Genomic DNA, 20,829 nt, shown 5'->3' with positions numbered 1-20,829 from the left:
TGATTAACATGATGATGTCTGTCGTTATGTTAATTACAAACCGATGTAAGTGTGGAAACACGTGCATCATGAGTTCTCAAACACTTTATTAAGTGTCTTGAATATTCAAAGTGAAGTATTTTGCTGTGGTGGCAGAGTATTTCACGTCTAAGGCGCGTCCACTTCCTGGTCGGGAGTGAGACAAGTAAAACCAAGCTGGTCGCAATGCGGCGCAGATGAGTGAAACTCATTTGGGTTGTATGGTTAAGCGACTAAGCGTATACGGTGGATGCCTTGGCAGTCAGAGGCGATGAAGGACGTAGTAACTTGCGAAAAGCGTTGGCGAGCTAGTAACAAGCATTTGAGCTAACGATGTCCGAATGGGGGAACCCAGCAGCATAAGCTGTTATCTGCACATGAATACATAGTGTGTAGAGGCGAACGAGGGGAACTGAAACATCTAAGTACCCTTAGGAAAAGAAATCAACCGAGATTCCCCTAGTAGCGGCGAGCGAACGGGGATTAGCCCTTAAGTCTATGGGGTGTTAGTGGAATGAGTTGGAAAGCTCAGCGGCACAGGGTGATAGCCCCGTACATGAAAACTAACCATAGATGAAAACGAGTAAGGCGGGACACGTGACATCCTGTTTGAATATGGGGGGACCATCCTCCAAGGCTAAATACTCCTGACTGACCGATAGTGAACCAGTACCGTGAGGGAAAGGCGAAAAGAACCCCTGTGAGGGGAGTGAAATAGAACCTGAAACCGTATACGTACAAGCAGTGGGAGCGGTTCTTGAGACCGTGACTGCGTACCTTTTGTATAATGGGTCAGCGACTTACATTTTGTAGCGAGGTTAAGCGAATAGCGGAGCCGTAGGGAAACCGAGTGTTAACTGCGCGTTTAGTTGCAAGGTGTAGACCCGAAACCGAGTGATCTAGCCATGGGCAGGTTGAAGGTTGAGTAACATCAACTGGAGGACCGAACCGACTAATGTTGAAAAATTAGCGGATGACTTGTGGCTGGGGGTGAAAGGCCAATCAAACTCGGAGATATCTGGTTCTCCTCGAAAGCTATTTAGGTAGCGCCTCGAGCGAATACCACTGGGGGTAGAGCACTGTTAAGGCTAGGGGGTCATCCCGACTTACCAACCCTTTGCAAACTCCGAATACCAGTGAGTACTACTCGGGAGACAGACGGCGGGTGCTAACGTCCGTCGTCAAAAGGGAAACAACCCAGACCGTCAGCTAAGGTCCCAAAGTACTAGCTAAGTGGGAAACGATGTGGGAAGGCTTAGACAGCTAGGATGTTGGCTTAGAAGCAGCCATCATTTAAAGAAAGCGTAATAGCTCACTAGTCGAGTCGGCCTGCGCGGAAGATGTAACGGGGCTAAGCTAGTCACCGAAGCTACGGGTGCGGTCCATTAGGACTGCGCGGTAGAGGAGCGTTCTGTAAGCCGTTGAAGGTGAAGGGGTAACCCACGCTGGAGGTATCAGAAGTGCGAATGCTGACATGAGTAACGATAAAGGGGGTGAAAAACCCCCTCGCCGGAAGACCAAGGGTTCCTGTCCAACGTTAATCGGGGCAGGGTGAGTCGACCCCTAAGGTGAGGCCGAAAGGCGTAATCGATGGGAAACAGATTAATATTTCTGTACTTCCGCTAACTGCGATGGAGAGACGGAGAAGGCTAGGCTAGCGCGGCGTTGGTAGTCCGCGTTTAAGGTGGTAGGTTGATTTCTTAGGCAAATCCGGGAAATCGCACTTTAGTGTGCAGACTGAGAGCTGATGACGAGGTCCTAAGGGACTGAAGTAGTTGATGCCATGCTTCCAGGAAAATCTTCTAAGCTTCAGGTTAGTGGGAATCGTACCCCAAACCGACACAGGTGGTCGGGTAGAGAATACCAAGGCGCTTGAGAGAACTCGGCTGAAGGAACTAGGCAAAATGGTACCGTAACTTCGGGAGAAGGTACGCTCCTGTTGGTGATGAGACTTGCTCTCTAAGCTGACGGGAGTCGCAGATACCAGGTGGCTGCAACTGTTTATCAAAAACACAGCACTGTGCAAACTCGCAAGAGGAAGTATACGGTGTGACGCCTGCCCGGTGCCGGAAGGTTAATTGATTGGGTTATCGCAAGAGAAGCTCATGATCGAAGCCCCGGTAAACGGCGGCCGTAACTATAACGGTCCTAAGGTAGCGAAATTCCTTGTCGGGTAAGTTCCGACCTGCACGAATGGCGTAATGATGGCCACGCTGTCTCCAGCCGAGACTCAGTGAAGTTGAAATTGCGGTGAAGATGCCGTATACCCGCGGCTAGACGGAAAGACCCCGTGAACCTTTACTATAGCTTGGCACTGAACATTGAACCTACATGTGTAGGATAGGTGGGAGACTATGAAGTTGTGACGCTAGTCATGATGGAGTCGTCCTTGAAATACCACCCTTGTAGTTTTGATGTTCTAACCGCGGCCCCTTATCGGGGTTCGGGACAGTGCCTGGTGGGTAGTTTGACTGGGGCGGTCTCCTCCCAAAGAGTAACGGAGGAGCACGAAGGTTGGCTAAGTACGGTCGGACATCGTACGGTTAGTGCAATGGCATAAGCCAGCTTAACTGCGAGACATACACGTCGAGCAGGTACGAAAGTAGGTCATAGTGATCCGGTGGTTCTGAATGGAAGGGCCATCGCTCAACGGATAAAAGGTACTCCGGGGATAACAGGCTGATACCGCCCAAGAGTTCATATCGACGGCGGTGTTTGGCACCTCGATGTCGGCTCATCACATCCTGGGGCTGAAGTCGGTCCCAAGGGTATGGCTGTTCGCCATTTAAAGTGGTACGCGAGCTGGGTTCAGAACGTCGTGAGACAGTTCGGTCCCTATCTGCCGTGGGCGTTGGATGATTGAAGGGAGCTGCTCCTAGTACGAGAGGACCGGAGTGGACGAACCGCTGGTGTTCGGGTTGTCATGCCAATGGCATTGCCCGGTAGCTACGTTCGGAATCGATAACCGCTGAAAGCATCTAAGCGGGAAGCGAGCCCTGAGATGAGTCATCCCTAGGAATTTAATTCCTCTAAAGAGCCGTTCGAGACTAGGACGTTGATAGGCATGGTGTGTAAGCGTTGTGAGGCGTTGAGCTAACATGTACTAATGACTCGAGAGGCTTAACCATACAACCCAGATGGGTTTTATATGGCCTTAGACGAATAGTGACACTTAATAAAGTGGTCATATAATGCTCCTGCATTTATGACATCAAGTACATGCTTGTACTTGTCGAACTCAAGCAAGAAATCAGCTTTCCGAATTATTATTAGCGTGAGCCAGTGATGGACACGGTAATAAACAGAATTTGCTTGGTGACAATAGCCTTGTGGCACCACCTGATCCCATCCCGAACTCAGCAGTGAAACGCAAACGCGCCGATGGTAGTGTGGGGTCTCCCCATGTGAGAGTAGGTCATCGCCAAGCGCCTAATTATCTCGATGAGATGTAACGAAGCCAGCTGAATAAGCTGGCTTTTTTGCATCTGTGATTTGGTATAAACAATGTTTTTTGTGCATTAAAGCCGCTGTCTTTGTTGCGACTTCATCTGTACATTTCCTCATTTGCTGCAATCATCACTTTTAGCGGTTACAATGTATTTTTATTGTCATTGATCAAATATATGTCTCTCCTTCATAGTCTTAAGTCATTAAATTCCTTTGGTTTAGCACAATATTGCGCAGATCTTATTGAGGTTCACTCAAAAGAGGCTATAAAGGCAGTTTGTCTGCCACTATGGCAACAACAAACGTCTATGCTGATCTTGGGGGGCGGTAGCAATTTGGTCTTTACACAGGACTTTTACGGCACCGTTGTCAGAGTTTTATCTAAAGGGATAAAAGTATCTGAAGATGAAGAGGCGTTTTACCTCGAGGTTGAAGCGGGTGAAAATTGGCATGAACTCATTCAGTTTACACTTGAACATGGCATGTTTGGATTGGAAAACATGGCGTTGATTCCTGGTACGGTTGGTGCTGCACCGATCCAGAATATTGGTGCTTATGGAGTTGAACTGTGTGATGTATGCCACTGGGTTGAATATCTTGATTTAGTTTCGGGAGATTTTGTGCGCATCAGTGCAGCTGAATGCCAGTTTGCCTATCGAGAATCTGTTTTCAAAGATACATTACGTAATCTTGCCGTGGTTACGGCAGTGGGATTTCGTTTAACCAAAAACTGGCAACCACGTTTAGCCTATGGTCCATTGCAATCATTTGATTCTGCGACGGTTTCGGCTCGTGAGATTTTTGATCGAGTTTGTCAGGTGCGAAGTGAGAAGCTCCCTGATCCGACAGTGCTGGGTAATGCGGGTAGTTTCTTTAAAAATCCGCTTGTTAGTGCCGCTTATTATATGGATTTAGCGCAGCGATTTCCTACCATAGTGGGATATGCACAAACAAATGGGGCAGTGAAACTCGCTGCAGGATGGTTGATTGAACAAGCTGGATTGAAGGGGTTTGAACTAGGTAATGCGGCTGTACACGATAAACAGGCGTTAGTGCTTGTCAATCGTGGTGGTGCAACGGGTCAAGATATTTGTCGTTTAGCTTTGCATGTTATTGCGCAAGTGCAGGACAAATTTGGCGTTGTGCTAGAAGCTGAACCTAGAATCATAGGTGCCGATGGGGAAGGAGATCTATATGTCTGAGCATTGGGGAAGAAAACGGCAGATATTAGCTTTATTATCTAGTGGGCAATTTGTTTCAGGTGAGCAGTTAGCCTGTGAACTCGGTATTTCGCGCGCCGCAGTAAATAAGCATGTTGATACCTTAGAAAACTACGGTGTGGCAATTTATAGCGTGAAAGGTCGAGGATATAAATTGGCGAGTCCTATCTCGTTGATTGATGCATCAAATTTAGTGCAATCCATTGATAATCGGTGTTTTTATTTTGATGAAATCGCCAGCACTAATGGCTTTATGTTGGGGCACACAACCGAGTTAAAAAATGGCGATGTGTGTGTGGCAGAGTATCAATCTGCAGGGCGTGGTCGCCGTGGTCGAACTTGGGTATCACCCTACGGGCATCATTTATATTTTTCACTTTTCTGGTCATTTCCACAGGGCATGACGCAGGCTATGGGATTAAGTTTAGTCGTGGCTTGTACTTTGGTGGAGGTGCTTAAATCCTTTGGAGTGGAAAATATTGGCGTTAAGTGGCCGAATGATATCTATTTGGATCATAAGAAACTTGCGGGGATCTTGATTGAGATGTCAGGACAAGTTGATAGTGAGTGCCAGCTGATCATCGGTGTTGGTATTAATATGGCAATGTCAGAAGAGCAAGGCAAAGGTATCGATCAGCCTTGGAGTGACTTATCGGCATTGGCGACTATGCCAAACAAGACAGACCTTGTTATTGAGCTACAGAAGCAACTAAAACGTGATATTCAGTTATTTGAGCGTGAAGGGCTAAGCGCTTTCAAGATACGTTGGCAAGCCGCTGATTTATTTTATGGGCGTGAAATACGCTTACTGATAGGTGAAAACACGGTCGAGGGAGTTTGTCGTGGTGTTGATGAGCAGGGTGCTGTATTGCTTGAAACCGCCGAAGGTACTAAAGCGTTTATCGGCGGAGAAATTAGCTTAAGGGCTCGAGAATAACGATGTAGAGCTATTTTCGCATTAGTACATGTGACATTAAATGATCTTGGCCTTTCTTTAGAATTAAATGAGCCCGCTCACGGGTGGGTTGAATATTGAGTTGCAGGTTTGGTCCGTTGATCGTATCCCAAATATTGGCGGCTATGGTATTTGCTTCATCATCTGTGAGCGTCGAGTAATGGTGGAAATAAGATTTTTTATCGCTAAAAGCGCCAGAGCGAAACTGCAAGAAACGTTCTTTATACCACTGTTTTAAAAGTGGTTCTTCAGCATCTACATAGATAGAAAAATCAACAAAGTCAGATACAAAAGGACGGCGTGTATCGACAGGTGAATCTAGTCCTGTTTGTAATACATTTAAGCCTTCTAGAATTAAGATATCTGGCTGAGAGACTATCTGTTGTTGATTTTTAACACGATCATAGGTCACGTGTGAATAAATCGGGGCTTTAACATGTGGCCGGCCAGATTTAACTGCTGAAATAAACTCTACCAGCATTTTCATATCGTAGCTTTCTGGAAACCCTTTTCGCTGTAATAGTCCTTTGCGTTTTAAGTCCGCCAGTGGATAAAGAAAGCCGTCCGTGGTAACTAGTTCTACTTTCGAGTGCTCTGGCCAGTGTCGAAGTAGTGCTTGTAGTATACGTGCTGTGGTACTTTTCCCTACAGCGACACTACCTGCAATACTAATGATATAAGGGCTATTTGACGGCTTTTGGCCTAGGAACTCATCAACAACTAAACCGCGTTGCTGTTTGGCTTTGACGATTAAATTAAGTAACCGACTCAGCGGTAGATAAATATCGGTAACTTCCGATAATGAGATTTTCTCATTAATGCCTCTAAGGTTCTCCAAGTCTTGCTCACTTAATGTAAGCGGCACTGAATTTCGCAGTTCAGACCATTGAAACCGCTCAAAGGCAAGATAGAGTGCTTTTTGAATTGAATTTTTAGAAGTCATTGGCTTTCCTCAGCTTAGGAAAGGCACAGTACACTATGAGATTATTCGGAACAATACTAAATAGAGGGTAGCCTGTGTGTTTATGCCATCATTAGCTGCATTTGCTGTTTAATTGCTCCAGGAAGATAAATTGCGTGTAAAAAAACAACGTTTGAGCACTTTTTTATATAATTACGCTTTTTTTGCTTGCACTTGACAGCACATTTACCTAATATCCCGTTCCGAAATGATGTGCCGGCATAGCTCAGTTGGTAGAGCAACTGACTTGTAATCAGTAGGTCCCGAGTTCGACTCTTGGTGCCGGCACCATATTTCTGTGGAGGGGTTCCCGAGTGGCCAAAGGGATCAGACTGTAAATCTGACGGCTCAGCCTTCGAAGGTTCGAATCCTTCTCCCTCCACCACTTTTTCTAGGTAGTTAGGTAGCCTAAGTTAGGTTGCGCGGACATCGTATAATGGTATTACTCCAGCCTTCCAAGCTGATAACGCGGGTTCGATTCCCGCTGTCCGCTCCAAATTAGTTGCTGATATGGCTCAGTTGGTAGAGCACACCCTTGGTAAGGGTGAGGTCGGCAGTTCGAATCTGCCTATCAGCACCAGCCTCTCTAAAGTTAGCTCCTACGCCTAAACATAAACGGTTCGATGTCATTTTAATGCATCGGATTTTTTCTATATGTTAGTTTTCATCACCAATATTCTTGGACTGAGGCATTACCATGGCTAAAGCTAAATTTGAACGTATTAAGCCCCATGTAAACGTGGGCACCATTGGTCACGTTGACCATGGTAAAACCACTCTAACTGCAGCTATTTCAGCAGTTCTGGCTAAGACTTATGGTGGCGAAGTGAAAAACTTTGCTCAAATCGATAACGCTCCAGAAGAGCGTGAGCGCGGTATTACTATTAATACTTCTCACATCGAATATGACACACCAGCACGTCACTACGCACACGTAGACTGCCCAGGTCACGCCGACTATGTTAAAAACATGATCACTGGTGCTGCACAGATGGACGGCGCTATTTTGGTTGTGGCTTCAACAGACGGCCCAATGCCACAGACACGTGAGCACATCCTGCTTTCTCGTCAAGTTGGCGTACCATACATCATTGTGTTCATGAACAAGTGTGACATGGTTGATGACGAAGAATTACTGGAATTAGTAGAGATGGAAGTGCGTGAACTTCTGTCAGAATACGATTTCCCAGGTGATGATTTACCTGTTATTCAAGGTTCAGCTCTGAAGGCCCTAGAAGGTCAGCCAGAGTGGGAAGCAAAAATTCTTGAGCTGGCAGCAGCACTAGATTCTTACATTCCAGAACCACAACGTGATATCGATAAGCCGTTCCTACTGCCAATCGAAGACGTATTCTCAATTTCTGGCCGTGGTACAGTAGTAACTGGTCGTGTTGAGCGTGGTATTGTTCGCGTTGGTGACGAAGTAGAAATCGTTGGTATCCGTGACACGACTAAGACAACCTGTACTGGTGTTGAAATGTTCCGTAAACTGCTTGACGAAGGTCGTGCAGGCGAGAACTGTGGTGTGTTATTACGTGGTACTAAGCGTGATGACGTAGAACGTGGTCAAGTGTTGGCTAAACCAGGTTCAATCAACCCACACACAACTTTTGAATCAGAAATCTATGTTCTGTCAAAAGAAGAAGGCGGACGTCACACTCCATTCTTCAAAGGTTACCGTCCACAGTTCTACTTCCGTACAACGGACGTGACAGGTACTATCGAATTGCCAGAAGGCGTAGAGATGGTAATGCCTGGTGACAACATCAAGATGAAAGTGACCTTGATTTGTCCAATCGCGATGGACGAAGGTTTACGCTTCGCAATTCGTGAAGGTGGCCGTACAGTTGGTGCTGGTGTAGTAGCGAAAATTTTTGCTTAATAGCAAAATTTAGCGACACACTAAAAAAGGAAGCTAAGGCTTCCTTTTTTATTTAAGTGGATTATTTCATAGGTTTTGTGGTTTGCGCGGGATTGGCAACCTTGCTTACGAAGTCGAATAAGAATACAATCTATGGCCGATTTTTTACCCTGAGTTTATGCTATTTTGCGTTTCTAAGGGTGTTCGGAAATGCAGAGTATGATGCGGGAATAGTGCCCTAAATTTATATGCTCTAAGCTCAGGCCGTATTGAGTAACGGAAAAACCGATGACAACAAATACTGAAAACCAGAACAACTCTCTGGATATCGTGAAGTGGGGTTTAGTAATTATATTGCTAGCCGCTGCTGTTATTGGCAATCAAATGTATAGCGAAGCCAGTGCCGTGATACGTGCGCTTAGTGTTATCGTTGCATTCGCTATTGCTGGTTTTATTGCGCTTCAGACTGTAAAGGGTAAAAAAGCGTTAGCTTTTGCTCGCGAATCGCATATCGAAGTGCGTAAGGTTGTTTGGCCAACGCGTCAAGAAGCGCTAAACACGACGTTTATTGTCCTTGCTGCAACAGGTATCTTAGCTCTTATCCTTTGGGGTATGGATGCTGTGTTAATGCGAATTGTCAATCTTATTACTGGCGTATAGGCACCTCGAATGACTGAAGAAGCTAAAGAAGCTAAAAAAAGATGGTATGTCGTGCAAGCATTCTCTGGCTATGAAGGCCGAGTTTGTAAGTCACTGATTGAATACATTAAAATGCACGGCATGGAAGACTACTTCGGTGAGATTTTAGTTCCGACTGAAGAAGTTATTGAAATGCGTGCAGGTCAGCGTCGCAAGAGCGAACGTAAGTTTTTCCCTGGCTATGTATTAGTGCAGATGGAAATGAACGATGACAGCTGGCATTTGGTCAAAAGCATCCCGCGTGTTTTAGGCTTTATTGGCGGAACGTCTGATCGTCCTGCGCCAATTTCAGATAAAGAAGCTGATGCAATTTTGCGTCGCTTACAAGAGACGACTGCGTCACCGACTCATAGAACGATTTTTGAGCCAGGTGAACTTGTACGTGTGTGTGATGGTCCATTTGCTGACTTTAACGGTACTGTTGAAGAAGTCGATTATGACAAGAGCCGCGTAAAAGTATCAGTAATGATCTTTGGTCGTTCTACGCCTGTTGAACTTGATTTCAGTCAAGTTGAAAAAGGCTGATTAAATAAACCACAAAATCCGTTTGGCAACGGCGGCGAAATTCTATATAATTCGCGCCGTTGTTTTCGGGGGAGCCTGTCAGCATGTCGCTGATGCGCGTTTGAACCCAAACTGAGGAAATGTCAGATGGCAAAGAAGATTGATGCTTATATTAAGCTGCAAGTAAAATCCGGTTCTGCGAACCCATCACCACCAGTTGGTCCAGCTTTGGGTCAAAAAGGTGTGAACATCATGGAATTTTGTAAAGCGTTTAACGCCCGTACAGATAAAATGGAAAAAGGCATGCCTATTCCAGTCGTGATCACTGTCTACAGTGACCGTTCATTCACTTTTGAAACTAAGACCTCTCCAGCGGCTTATTTGTTAAAGACTGCTGCAGGCCTGAAATCAGGTTCTCCACGTCCTAACACTCAGAAAGTGGGTACTATCGCTCGCGCTAAAGTTCAAGAAATTGCTGAACTTAAAGCTGCCGATATGACTGGTGCTGACATTGAAGCGATGACTCGCTCAATTGAAGGTACTGCGCGTTCAATGGGTTTGGTTGTAGAGGATTAATATAATGGCAAAACTAACTAAACGCATGCGCGTAATCCGCGAGAAAACTGACGTTACTAAAAACTACGACATTAATGAAGCTATCGCTTTGTTAAAAGAATTAGCGACAGCTAAATTCGTTGAAAGTGTAGACGTAGCGGTTAACTTGGGCATCGACCCACGTAAATCTGACCAAAACGTTCGTGGTGCAACAGTGTTGCCACACGGAACAGGTCGTGACGTTCGCGTTGCAGTATTTACACAAGGTGCGAATGCTGAAGCGGCTAAAGCTGCTGGCGCTGAGCTCGTTGGTATGGAAGATCTGGCTGAGCAAATCAAAGCTGGTGAAATGAACTTTGACGTGGTTATCGCATCTCCAGATGCAATGCGCGTTGTTGGTATGTTAGGTCAAATCTTAGGCCCACGTGGTTTAATGCCTAACCCTAAAACAGGTACAGTAACGCCAAACGTTGCTGAAGCTGTTAAGAATGCCAAAGCGGGTCAAGTTCGTTACCGTAACGACAAGAACGGTATTATCCACACTACTATCGGTAAAGTGGATTTCACACCAGTTCAGTTGAAAGAAAACTTAGAAGCGTTAGTGTCAGCACTGAAAAAGGCTAAGCCTGCAGTCGCTAAAGGCATCTACGTGAAAAAAGTAAGCATCTCTACCACTATGGGTGCAGGTGTTTCGGTTGATCAAGCGACGCTTGAAACAATCAACTAATTTTACAAAGTGTTCGTGTTAGTCTATAATGCGCGCACTTTGTGGGTTGAAGCCTGTTTTAGACTCCGTTTCGATGGTGTTTAACTCGGGTTTCCGTCCAAGACCGCAGGTGTTTTTTGTAAAAATAACTTAATTTCCTGCGTAGACGGTGTCAGGCCCCAGCTAAATTTTTTTACTGGATCATCTGCACCGTAAGTCACTAAATACATGAGTATTTAGTATGGTAAATACTAGGGAATACCCTAGGTAGAATCCAGGAGTAAAGCCAATGGCATTAAGACTCGAAGACAAAAAAGCGATTGTTGCTGAAGTCAACGAAGCTGCCAAAGGTGCGCTATCTGCAGTGGCCGCTGATTCTCGCGGTGTAACTGTAGGTGCTATGACCGGTCTGCGTAAAAAAGCGCGCGAAGCTGGTGTTTATGTACGTGTAGTACGTAATACATTAGTTCGTCGTGCTGTTGAAGGTACTGCTTTTGAGTGCCTAGCAGAGACGTTCACTGGCCCAACTTTGATTGCTTTTTCTTTAGAGCACCCAGGTGCTGCAGCACGTCTGTTAAAAGACTTTGCTAAAGAACAAGCTAACTTCGAAGTTAAAGGCGCAGCCTTTGAAGGGAATTTCATCCCTGCAGCTGAAATTGATCGTTTGGCGAAACTGCCAACATACGACGAAGCACTAGCTCAGTTAATGATGACTATGAAAGAAGCATCTGCTGGCAAGTTCGTTCGTACACTGGCCGCCCTGCGCGATCAAAAACAAGAAGCCGCTTAATTTTAAGCTGGCAACTTATTGAAATTGAATTCAGAACAATAGGAAACATTTGTTATGTCTATCACTAAAGACCAAATCTTAGAAGCCTTTGCAGCTATGTCTGTAATGGAAGTTGTTGAACTAATCGAAGCAATGGAAGAGAAGTTCGGCGTTTCTGCCGCTGCTGCTGTTGTTTCTGGTGGCGCTGAAGCTGCTGCTGTTGAAGAACAAACAGAATTCAACGTAATTCTGACTGCTCACGGCGAAAACAAAGTTGCAGTAATTAAAGCCATCCGTGGCGCAACTGGTTTAGGCCTGAAAGAAGCTAAAGCTATGTCAGAAGCTTCTCCAGTAGCAGTAAAAGAAGGCGTTTCTAAAGAAGAAGCTGAAGCGCTGAAGAAAGAACTTACTGAAGCTGGTGCTTCTGTAGAAATTAAGTAAGCTATTATTTAGCTTGCTCACCCAAGCCACTTGGGTGAAGGCTGGCGGTTTTTTAACCGTCGGCCTTTTTTGCGCTATATGCGTTGGCGATTTTTTTTCACCGTTTGTCGCCATATATTGCAGTCCCTAGCAGAGATTACTGGTTAGGTTCTTGCCATCAACGGTGATGGGCAAACGTGCTGAATTCAATAACTTAAGTTATTTATTCAGTCTTGGTCACATCTCGTAAGCAGAGGAAACCCATGGTTTACTCCTATTCTGAAAAGAAGCGTATTCGCAAAGACTTTGGTAAGCGTCCAAAAGTTTTGGATATCCCTTATTTATTGTCTATCCAGCTAGACTCTTTTAAGAAGTTCACCGATCAAGATCCTACCGGTGAGCGCGGTTTAGAAGCCGCCTTCCGTAGCGTTTTTCCCATCAAGAGCTTTTCTGGTAATTCAGAACTGCAATACGTCAGCTATAAGCTTGGCGAGCCTGTTTTTGATGTGAAAGAGTGTCAGATCCGCGGTGTTACGTACTCAGCACCACTACGCGTTAAATTACGCATGGTGTTGTATGACCGTGAAGCAGCGGCGGGCACAGTAAAAGATATTAAAGAACAAGAAGTCTACATGGGTGATATCCCATTGATGACGGATAACGGTACTTTTGTCATCAACGGTACTGAGCGTGTAATCGTATCTCAATTACACCGCAGCCCAGGCGTGTTCTTTGATCATGACCGTGGTAAAACCCACTCATCAGGTAAGGTGCTGTATAACGCACGTATTATTCCTTACCGTGGTTCATGGCTTGACTTTGAATTCGATCCTAAAGATGCACTATTTGTACGTATTGACCGTCGCCGCAAACTGCCTGCGACCATCATGTTACGTGCATTAGAATATTCTACTCAAGAGATCCTCGACCTGTTCTTTGAACGCGTTGAGTTCAAGATTAAGAAAGAAACTCTGGTTATGGCTTTGGTACCGGATCGTCTGCGTGGCGAAACTGCCAGCTATGACATCAAGGATGCTGAAGGTTCTATTCTGGTTGAAGCGGGTCGTCGTATTACTGCGCGCCACATTCGTCAGTTAGAAAAAACCAATACCACTGAACTCGAAGTACCAGTTGAATATATCGTGGGCAAATATGCTGCTCAAGATTATATCGATCCGGACACGGGTGAAGTCTTAGTATCAGCTAATAGTGAAATCAGCCTAGAAGATCTGGCTAAATTATCATTGGCCGGTATTAAAGATATCAGCACGTTATTTATTAACGAGCTAGATCATGGTGCTTATATTTCAGATACGCTGCGTATCGATTCAACCACTAACCGCTTAGAAGCGTTGGTTGAGATCTATCGCATGATGCGTCCTGGCGAGCCACCAACCAAAGATGCTGCCGAAGCACTATTCCAGAACTTGTTCTTCAGTGAAGAACGTTATGACTTATCTAAAGTAGGTCGTATGAAGTTCAACCGTCGTCTCAGCATTGCTGATGATGAAGGTAGTGGCGTATTGTCTAAAGAAGACATCGTTGCGGTAATGAAGAACATTATTCATATCCGTAATGGCTTTGACGAAGTCGATGATATCGATCACTTAGGTAACCGTCGTATTCGTAGCGTCGGTGAAATGGCTGAAAACCAGTTCCGCGTAGGTTTAGTCCGTGTTGAGCGCGCCGTGCGTGAACGTCTATCTTTAGGCGATCTGAACGAGCTGATGCCACAAGATTTAATCAACGCTAAGCCAATTTCTGCTGCAGTGAAAGAGTTCTTCGGTTCTTCTCAGCTGTCACAATTTATGGATCAAAACAACCCGCTATCAGAAGTAACGCATAAGCGTCGTATTTCTGCACTTGGCCCTGGTGGTTTGACCCGTGAACGTGCAGGCTTTGAAGTACGAGACGTACACGCAACTCACTATGGTCGTTTATGTCCAATTGAGACCCCTGAAGGTCCAAACATTGGTCTAATCAACTCATTAGCTAGTTTTGCCCGTACTAACTCTTACGGCTTCCTTGAAACGCCATACCGCAAGGTTATCGACAGCGTGATTACTGACGAAGTGGAATACTTGTCAGCAATCGAAGAAGGTCGTTATGTGATTGCACAGGCGAACATTGAAGTTGATGCTAACGGCCGTATGGTTGAAGAGCAGATTGCTTGTCGTCATAAGGGTGAATCAACCTTTATGCGTGCGGCAGACATCCAGTATATGGACGTTTCGCCACAGCAGATTATTTCTGTTGCAGCTTCACTGATCCCGTTCTTAGAACACGACGATGCTAACCGTGCATTGATGGGTGCAAACATGCAACGTCAAGCCGTACCAACACTGCGTTCTGAAAAGCCGCTAGTAGGTACAGGTATTGAGCGAACTCTTGCTGTTGACTCAGGTGTTGTGGTTGTAGCTAAGCGTGGTGGTTTTGTTGACTACGTCGATGCAAGCCGTATCGTTGTTAAAGTAAATGAAGATGAGCTGCGCGCAGGCGAAGCGGGTATCGACATTTATAACCTGACTAAATACACCCGTTCTAACCAAAACACCTGTATTAACCAACGCCCTTGTTGTGCTGTTGGCGAGCCAGTGGTTCGTGGTGACGTGTTAGCAGACGGTCCGTCTACTGACTTAGGTGACTTAGCCCTTGGCCAGAACATGCGTATCGCGTTCATGCCATGGAACGGTTATAACTTCGAAGACTCGATCTTAATTTCTGAGCGCGTAGCGCAAGAAGACCGTTTCACCACTATCCACATTCAGGAGCTATCTTGTATTGCTCGTGATACTAAGTTGGGTAGCGAAGAAATCACTGCTGATATTCCAAACGTAGGTGAATCTGCCCTGTCGAAACTCGACGAGTCAGGTATTGTTTACATTGGTGCAGAAGTGAAGGGTGGCGACATTCTGGTAGGTAAAGTGACGCCAAAAGGCGAAACCCAGCTGACTCCAGAAGAGAAGCTACTCCGTGCTATCTTCGGTGAAAAAGCGTCTGACGTTAAAGACAGCTCATTGCGTGTACCTAACTCTGTTAAGGGCACTATCATCGACGTACAGGTATTTACCCGTGACGGCGTTGAGAAAGACAAGCGTGCAGTTGAAATTGAAGAGATGCACATTGCCCAAGCGCGTAAAGACTTAGGCGAAGAGTTCAAGATCCTTGAAGAAGGTGTATTGAGCCGTGCGCGTAACTTGTTAACCGGTGCTGGTTTTACCGATGCGCAAATCGCAGCATTGCCACGTAAAGATGTTTTGATTCAAGTCATTGACGATGAAGCTAAACAAACTGAACTTGAGCAATTAGCCGAGCAGCATGACGAACTGAAAGCTGACTTCGATAAGAAGTTTGAAATCAAACGCCGTAAGATCACTCAAGGTGATGATTTGGCGCCAGGCGTACTCAAGATTGTTAAGGTTTACTTAGCGGTTAAGCGTACTATCCAACCTGGTGACAAAATGGCGGGTCGTCACGGTAACAAGGGTGTTATCTCTAAGATTTGTCCAATCGAAGATATGCCATATGACGAACAAGGTAACCCAGTAGACATCGTATTGAACCCACTAGGTGTTCCATCACGTATGAACATTGGTCAGGTACTTGAAGTCCATATGGGCGCCGCTGCCAAAGGCATTGGTAACAAGATCACCGCGATGCTTGAAGAACAGCGTGAGCTGGCTGAAGTGCGTGGTTACATCAAGCAAGTTTATGAATTAGGTGACGAAGTGCAACAGCGCGTCGATATCGATTCATTCACTGATGATGAAGTATTACGTCTTGCGACTAATCTGAAAGGCGGTATCCCGATTGCAACTCCTGCATTCGATGGTGCTAAAGAAAAAGAGATCAAGCAGATGCTTGAACTTGCAGGTTTGCCAACCTCTGGTCAGTTGAAGTTGTTTGATGGTCGTACCGGTAACGAATTTGAGCGTCAAGTAACCGTGGGTTACATGTACATGCTCAAACTGAACCACTTAGTTGATGACAAGATGCACGCCCGTTCTACTGGTTCGTACAGCTTAGTGACTCAACAACCATTGGGCGGTAAAGCTCAATTCGGTGGTCAGCGTTTCGGTGAGATGGAAGTGTGGGCACTAGAAGCATACGGTGCTGCTTATACGCTTCAAGAAATGCTCACTGTTAAATCGGATGACGTTAACGGTCGTACTCAGATGTATAAAAACATCGTCGACGGTAATTATCAGATGCAACCTGGCATGCCAGAGTCCTTCAACGTGTTACTGAAGGAGATCCGTTCACTCGGTATTAATATCGAGTTGGATCAGGCATAAACGCAGGCTTTAGCCGCGTTTAGCAACAGAATGGTGCTCCGTGAATACGGAGCACCCGGTTTAACTCCTTCAGGAGAGAAACGTGAAAGACTTATTAAAGTTTCTGAAACAGCAAAGCAAGACTGAAGAATTTAACGGCATCAAAATTGGTCTGGCATCGCCTGATCTGATCCGTTCTTGGTCTTTTGGTGAAGTTAAGAAGCCAGAAACCATTAACTACCGTACCTTCAAGCCTGAGCGTGAAGGTCTGTTCTGTGCGCGTATCTTTGGCCCAGTCAAAGATTACGAATGTTTGTGCGGTAAGTACAAACGTTTGAAGCACCGTGGTGTTATTTGTGAAAAATGTGGCGTTGAAGTAACCCAGACTAAAGTACGTCGTGAGCGTATGGGTCACATCGAACTGGCTAGCCCAGTTGCGCACATTTGGTTCTTAAAATCACTGCCGTCACGTATTGGCTTAATGCTGGATATGACGCTGCGTGATATCGAACGCGTACTGTATTTTGAATCATTTGTCGTGATCGAGCCTGGCATGACCAGCCTTGAACGTGGCCAAATGCTGACAGAAGAAACGTATCTTGATGCGTTAGAAGAATACGGTGATGAATTCGAAGCTAAAATGGGTGCTGAAGCAGTTCTTGAACTGTTACGGGCTATCGATTTAGCGAAAGAAATCGAACAAATGCGTGAAGAATTACCTTCAATCAACTCTGAGACTCGTCGCAAGAAAGTGACTAAGCGTCTTAAGTTAATGGAAGCATTCTACACATCAGGCAACAAGCCTGAATGGATGATCTTAAAAGTACTGCCTGTGTTACCACCTGACTTACGTCCGTTGGTACCGCTAGATGGCGGCCGCTTCGCGACATCAGATCTTAACGATCTGTATCGCCGCGTGATCAACCGTAACAACCGTTTGAAGCGTCTGTTAGATTTAGCTGCGCCAGACATTATCGTACGCAACGAAAAGCGTATGTTACAAGAGTCTGTTGATGCGCTATTAGATAACGGTCGTCGTGGTCGTGCTATTACCGGTTCTAACAAGCGTCCTCTGAAATCTTTGGCCGATATGATCAAAGGTAAGCAAGGTCGTTTCCGTCAGAACTTATTGGGTAAGCGCGTCGACTATTCTGGTCGTTCGGTTATTACCGTAGGTCCTACTCTACGTCTGCATCAATGTGGTCTTCCTAAGAAGATGGCATTGGAACTGTTCAAGCCATTCATCTATGGCAAGCTAGAAGGTCGTGGCTTAGCTACTACTATCAAAGCGGCTAAGAAGATGGTTGAGCGTGAAGTGGCGGAAGTATGGGACGTTCTGGATGAAGTGATCCGCGAACATCCAGTGATGCTCAACCGTGCGCCAACACTGCACAGACTGGGTATCCAAGCGTTCGAGCCAGTACTGATCGAAGGTAAAGCAATCCAGTTACACCCACTCGTTTGTGCGGCATACAACGCCGACTTCGACGGTGACCAAATGGCGGTACACGTACCGTTAACACTGGAAGCGCAGCTTGAAGCTCGTGCACTGATGATGTCTACCAACAACATCCTGTCACCTGCAAACGGCGAGCCTGTTATCACTCCGTCTCAAGACGTAGTTTTAGGTCTGTACTACACCAGCCGTGAGCGTATTAACGGCCGTGGTGAAGGTATGGCATTTATGTCTGTTGCTGAAGTTGAAAAAGCTTACGCAACTGGCGCTGCTGAACTGCATGCCCGCGTTAAAGTACGTATCACTGAAACCATTATTGGTGACACTGGTGAACGTACAGAACAACGCCGTATCGTTGATACGACTGTGGGTCGTGCCTTGCTGTCACTTATTTTGCCAGCAGGTTTGTCATTTGATCTGGTTAACCAGAACATGGGCAAAAAGCAGATCTCTAAACTGTTGAACACGTGTTATCGTCAACTGGGTCTGAAAGATACTGTTATCTTCGCTGACCAATTGATGTATACCGGTTTCCGTTTTGCAACCATCTCTGGTGCCTCTGTAGGTATCGATGACATGGTTATTCCTGACGAGAAATACACCTTAGTTGCGGATGCAGAAGCGGAAGTTCTTGAAATTCAAGAGCAGTTCCAATCTGGTCTGGTAACTGCAGGTGAGCGTTACAACAAAGTTATCGATATCTGGGCAAGCGCCAACGAAAAAGTTTCTAAAGCGATGATGGAAAACCTGTCAACTGAGACAGTGATTAACCGTGATGGCGTTGAAGAGAAACAAGCCTCGTTTAACAGCATCTATATGATGGCTGACTCAGGTGCTCGTGGTAGTGCCGCACAGATCCGTCAGTTGGCGGGTATGCGTGGTCTGATGGCTAAGCCAGATGGCTCAATCATCGAAACGCCAATTACCGCTAACTTCCGTGAAGGTCTAAACGTACTGCAGTACTTTATTTCTACTCACGGTGCGCGTAAAGGTCTAGCCGATACGGCATTGAAGACAGCGAACTCGGGTTACCTGACTCGTCGTCTTGTTGACGTTGCGCAAGATTTAGTGGTTATCGAAGACGATTGTGGTACTTACGAAGGTCTAACCATGAAACCGCTGATTGAAGGTGGTGATGTGGTTGAACCGTTACGTGAGCGCGTACTGGGTCGTGTGGTTGCAATTGATGTGTTCTATCCAGGCACTGAAGATGTGCTAGCTCCGCGTAACACACTCCTCGACGAAGCTTGGTGTGACAAGTTAGAAGAGCATTCAATCGACGAAGTGATTGTACGTTCTGTTATCTCTTGTGATACCGATTTCGGTGTTTGTGCAGCTTGTTACGGTCGTGACTTGGCTCGTGGTCATATTATTAACCACGGTGAAGCAATCGGTGTTGTGGCAGCACAATCTATCGGTGAACCGGGTACACAGCTAACGATGCGTACATTCCACATTGGTGGTGCGGCGTCTCGAGCTTCTGCAGAAAACAATGTCCAAGTGAAAAACTCGGGTTCATTGAAACTGCATAATGCTAAGCATGTAACTAACAGTGACGGCAAACTGGTTATCGTTTCTCGTTCTTCTGAGCTTGCCATCATCGATGAGCTGGGCCGCGAGAAAGAGCGTTATAAAGTGCCATACGGTACTGTGCTTGAGAAGCTAGAAGAAGCTGCTGTTGAAGCTGGCGATGTTATCGCTAACTGGGATCCACATACTCACCCAATCATTTCTGAAGTGGCGGGTAGTATCAAGTTCGAACACATGATTGACGGTGTCACTATGACACGTCAAACAGACGAACTGACGGGTCTGTCATCCATCGTGATCCTTGACGTTGGTCAGCGTGGTACTGCGGGTAAAGAAATGCGCCCAATGATCCGCCTGCTTGGCGCTAATGGTAACGATTTGATGATCCCAGGTACTGAAGTGCCAGCACAGTACTTCTTACCAGGTAGTGCGATTGTTAACTTGGAAGATAACGCACAAATCAACGTGGGTGACGCGTTAGCTCGTATTCCTCAGGAATCGTCTAAAACACGCGACATCACCGGTGGTCTGCCACGCGTTGCTGACTTATTCGAAGCACGTAAGCCAAAAGAGCCGGCTATTCTTGCGGAAATCTCAGGTACCATCTCGTTTGGTAAAGAGACCAAAGGTAAGCGTCGCTTGGTGATTACACCTGCTGATGGCGGTGAACATTACGAAGAGATGATCCCTAAATGGCGTAACTTAAACGTGTTCGAAGGTGAAAAAGTCGAACGTGGTGAAGTTATCGCTGACGGTCCAGAAGCGGCACATGACATTCTGCGTCTTCGTGGTATCCACAATGTTGCAAACTACATTGTGAACGAAGTACAGGACGTCTACCGTCTGCAAGGCGTGAAGATCAACGATAAGCATATCGAAGTGATCATCCGTCAAATGCTGCGTAAGTGTCTGATCACTTCTGCCGGTGATGCTGATTTCCTCGAAGGGGAACAAGCTGAAGTATCACGTGTGAAGATCGCTAACCGCGAACTGATCGCCCAAGGTAAAGTACCTGCAACGTTTGAGCGTGAACTACTGGGTATTACTAAAGCATCTCTGGCAACAGAATCCTTTATCTCAGCAGCATCGTTCCAAGAGACAACGCGCGTACTGACCGAAGCCGCCGTAGGTGGTAAGAGCGATCAATTACGTGGTCTGAAAGAAAACGTTATCGTTGGCCGACTGATCCCAGCCGGTACAGGTTACGCTTATCACAAGACTCGTAATGAAGCGCGTGCGAAGAAAAACGAACCTGTAGTAGTGAATAAAATCACTGCAAGTGAAGCCGAACAGAACTTGGCCGATCTCTTAAACCTGGCTGGTAGCCAAGATTAAGTAATCAGTTTGTTATAAAAAGGCGCCCTAGGCGCCTTTTTTCTTGGAATATGCCGCAAAAGTTGGCTATTTCTTGACAGTTAGGCATTACCTTTCTAAAATTCCGCGTCCCACCATTG

At 45.9% G+C, this 20,829-nt stretch carries 12 protein-coding genes, 4 tRNA genes and 2 rRNA genes; 17 read left to right on the top strand and 1 reads right to left on the bottom strand.

The genetic code is table 11. From position 1 onward, the window contains the following. The first annotated feature begins 241 nt into the window (after positions 1-241). The 4 genes from C9I43_RS15540 to birA all read left to right on the top strand — a co-directional run bounded on the left by C9I43_RS15540 (position 242) and on the right by birA (position 5,622). Positions 242-3,146 (top strand): 23S ribosomal RNA (locus C9I43_RS15540). Between the two features lie 183 nt (positions 3,147-3,329). Continuing rightward, positions 3,330-3,445, top strand: a 5S ribosomal RNA gene (gene rrf / locus C9I43_RS15535). A gap of 196 nt (positions 3,446-3,641) precedes the next feature. After that, on the top strand, positions 3,642-4,667 hold the full coding sequence (gene murB / locus C9I43_RS15530) for a UDP-N-acetylmuramate dehydrogenase (RefSeq protein ID WP_107884350.1): 1,026 nt from the start codon (positions 3,642-3,644) through the stop codon (positions 4,665-4,667). Next, on the top strand, positions 4,660-5,622 hold the full coding sequence (gene birA / locus C9I43_RS15525) for a bifunctional biotin--[acetyl-CoA-carboxylase] ligase/biotin operon repressor BirA (RefSeq protein ID WP_107884348.1): 963 nt from the start codon (positions 4,660-4,662) through the stop codon (positions 5,620-5,622). The genes murB and birA overlap by 8 nt, the downstream gene beginning before the upstream one ends. A 10-nt stretch (positions 5,623-5,632) precedes the next feature. Here birA and coaA read toward each other — a convergent pair whose 3' ends face one another. After that, on the bottom strand, positions 5,633-6,583 hold the full coding sequence (gene coaA / locus C9I43_RS15520; protein WP_107884346.1) for a type I pantothenate kinase: 951 nt from the start codon (positions 6,581-6,583) through the stop codon (positions 5,633-5,635). 233 nt (positions 6,584-6,816) lie between these two features. Here coaA and C9I43_RS15515 point away from each other — a divergent pair. From C9I43_RS15515 to rpoC, 13 genes are all read left to right on the top strand, one after another. After that, a tRNA-Thr gene (locus C9I43_RS15515) sits at positions 6,817-6,892 on the top strand. Between the two features lie 9 nt (positions 6,893-6,901). Beyond that, positions 6,902-6,986, top strand: a tRNA-Tyr gene (locus C9I43_RS15510). A gap of 37 nt (positions 6,987-7,023) precedes the next feature. Beyond that, positions 7,024-7,097 (top strand) — tRNA-Gly (locus C9I43_RS15505). Positions 7,098-7,105: 8 nt separating this feature from the next. Further along, positions 7,106-7,181, top strand: a tRNA-Thr gene (locus C9I43_RS15500). A 117-nt stretch (positions 7,182-7,298) separates the two neighbouring features. Beyond that, positions 7,299-8,483, top strand: a complete 1,185-nt coding sequence (gene tuf / locus C9I43_RS15495; protein ID WP_107884340.1) for an elongation factor Tu — start codon at positions 7,299-7,301, stop codon at positions 8,481-8,483. 267 nt (positions 8,484-8,750) lie between these two features. After that, positions 8,751-9,122: a preprotein translocase subunit SecE gene (secE, locus tag C9I43_RS15490; protein WP_076502236.1), complete on the top strand. Its 372-nt coding sequence runs from the start codon at positions 8,751-8,753 to the stop codon at positions 9,120-9,122. Between the two features lie 9 nt (positions 9,123-9,131). Then, positions 9,132-9,686, top strand: a complete 555-nt coding sequence (nusG, locus tag C9I43_RS15485) for a transcription termination/antitermination protein NusG (RefSeq protein ID WP_076502234.1) — start codon at positions 9,132-9,134, stop codon at positions 9,684-9,686. A 126-nt stretch (positions 9,687-9,812) separates the two neighbouring features. Continuing rightward, positions 9,813-10,241, top strand: coding sequence for a 50S ribosomal protein L11 (gene rplK, locus C9I43_RS15480; protein ID WP_076502231.1), 429 nt, complete (start codon positions 9,813-9,815; stop codon positions 10,239-10,241). A 4-nt stretch (positions 10,242-10,245) separates the two neighbouring features. After that, complete coding sequence (rplA, locus tag C9I43_RS15475) at positions 10,246-10,947, top strand: 50S ribosomal protein L1 (protein WP_076502229.1); 702 nt, start codon at positions 10,246-10,248, stop codon at positions 10,945-10,947. 268 nt (positions 10,948-11,215) lie between these two features. Beyond that, on the top strand, positions 11,216-11,716 hold the full coding sequence (rplJ, locus tag C9I43_RS15470; RefSeq protein ID WP_076502227.1) for a 50S ribosomal protein L10: 501 nt from the start codon (positions 11,216-11,218) through the stop codon (positions 11,714-11,716). 54 nt (positions 11,717-11,770) lie between these two features. Further along, on the top strand, positions 11,771-12,136 hold the full coding sequence (gene rplL, locus C9I43_RS15465) for a 50S ribosomal protein L7/L12 (protein WP_076502225.1): 366 nt from the start codon (positions 11,771-11,773) through the stop codon (positions 12,134-12,136). A 242-nt stretch (positions 12,137-12,378) separates the two neighbouring features. After that, positions 12,379-16,410 (top strand): DNA-directed RNA polymerase subunit beta, encoded by a 4,032-nt coding sequence (gene rpoB, locus C9I43_RS15460; protein WP_107884344.1) that lies wholly within the window; start codon positions 12,379-12,381, stop codon positions 16,408-16,410. A gap of 82 nt (positions 16,411-16,492) precedes the next feature. Next, on the top strand, positions 16,493-20,710 hold the full coding sequence (rpoC, locus tag C9I43_RS15455) for a DNA-directed RNA polymerase subunit beta' (protein ID WP_076502221.1): 4,218 nt from the start codon (positions 16,493-16,495) through the stop codon (positions 20,708-20,710). Positions 20,711-20,829: the final 119 nt, after the last annotated feature.

The sequence above is a fragment of the Shewanella morhuae genome, assembly GCF_003028295.1.
GTDB classification, from domain to species: Bacteria; Pseudomonadota; Gammaproteobacteria; order Enterobacterales; family Shewanellaceae; genus Shewanella; species Shewanella morhuae.
This window is presented reverse-complemented; position numbering and strand designations above follow the sequence as displayed.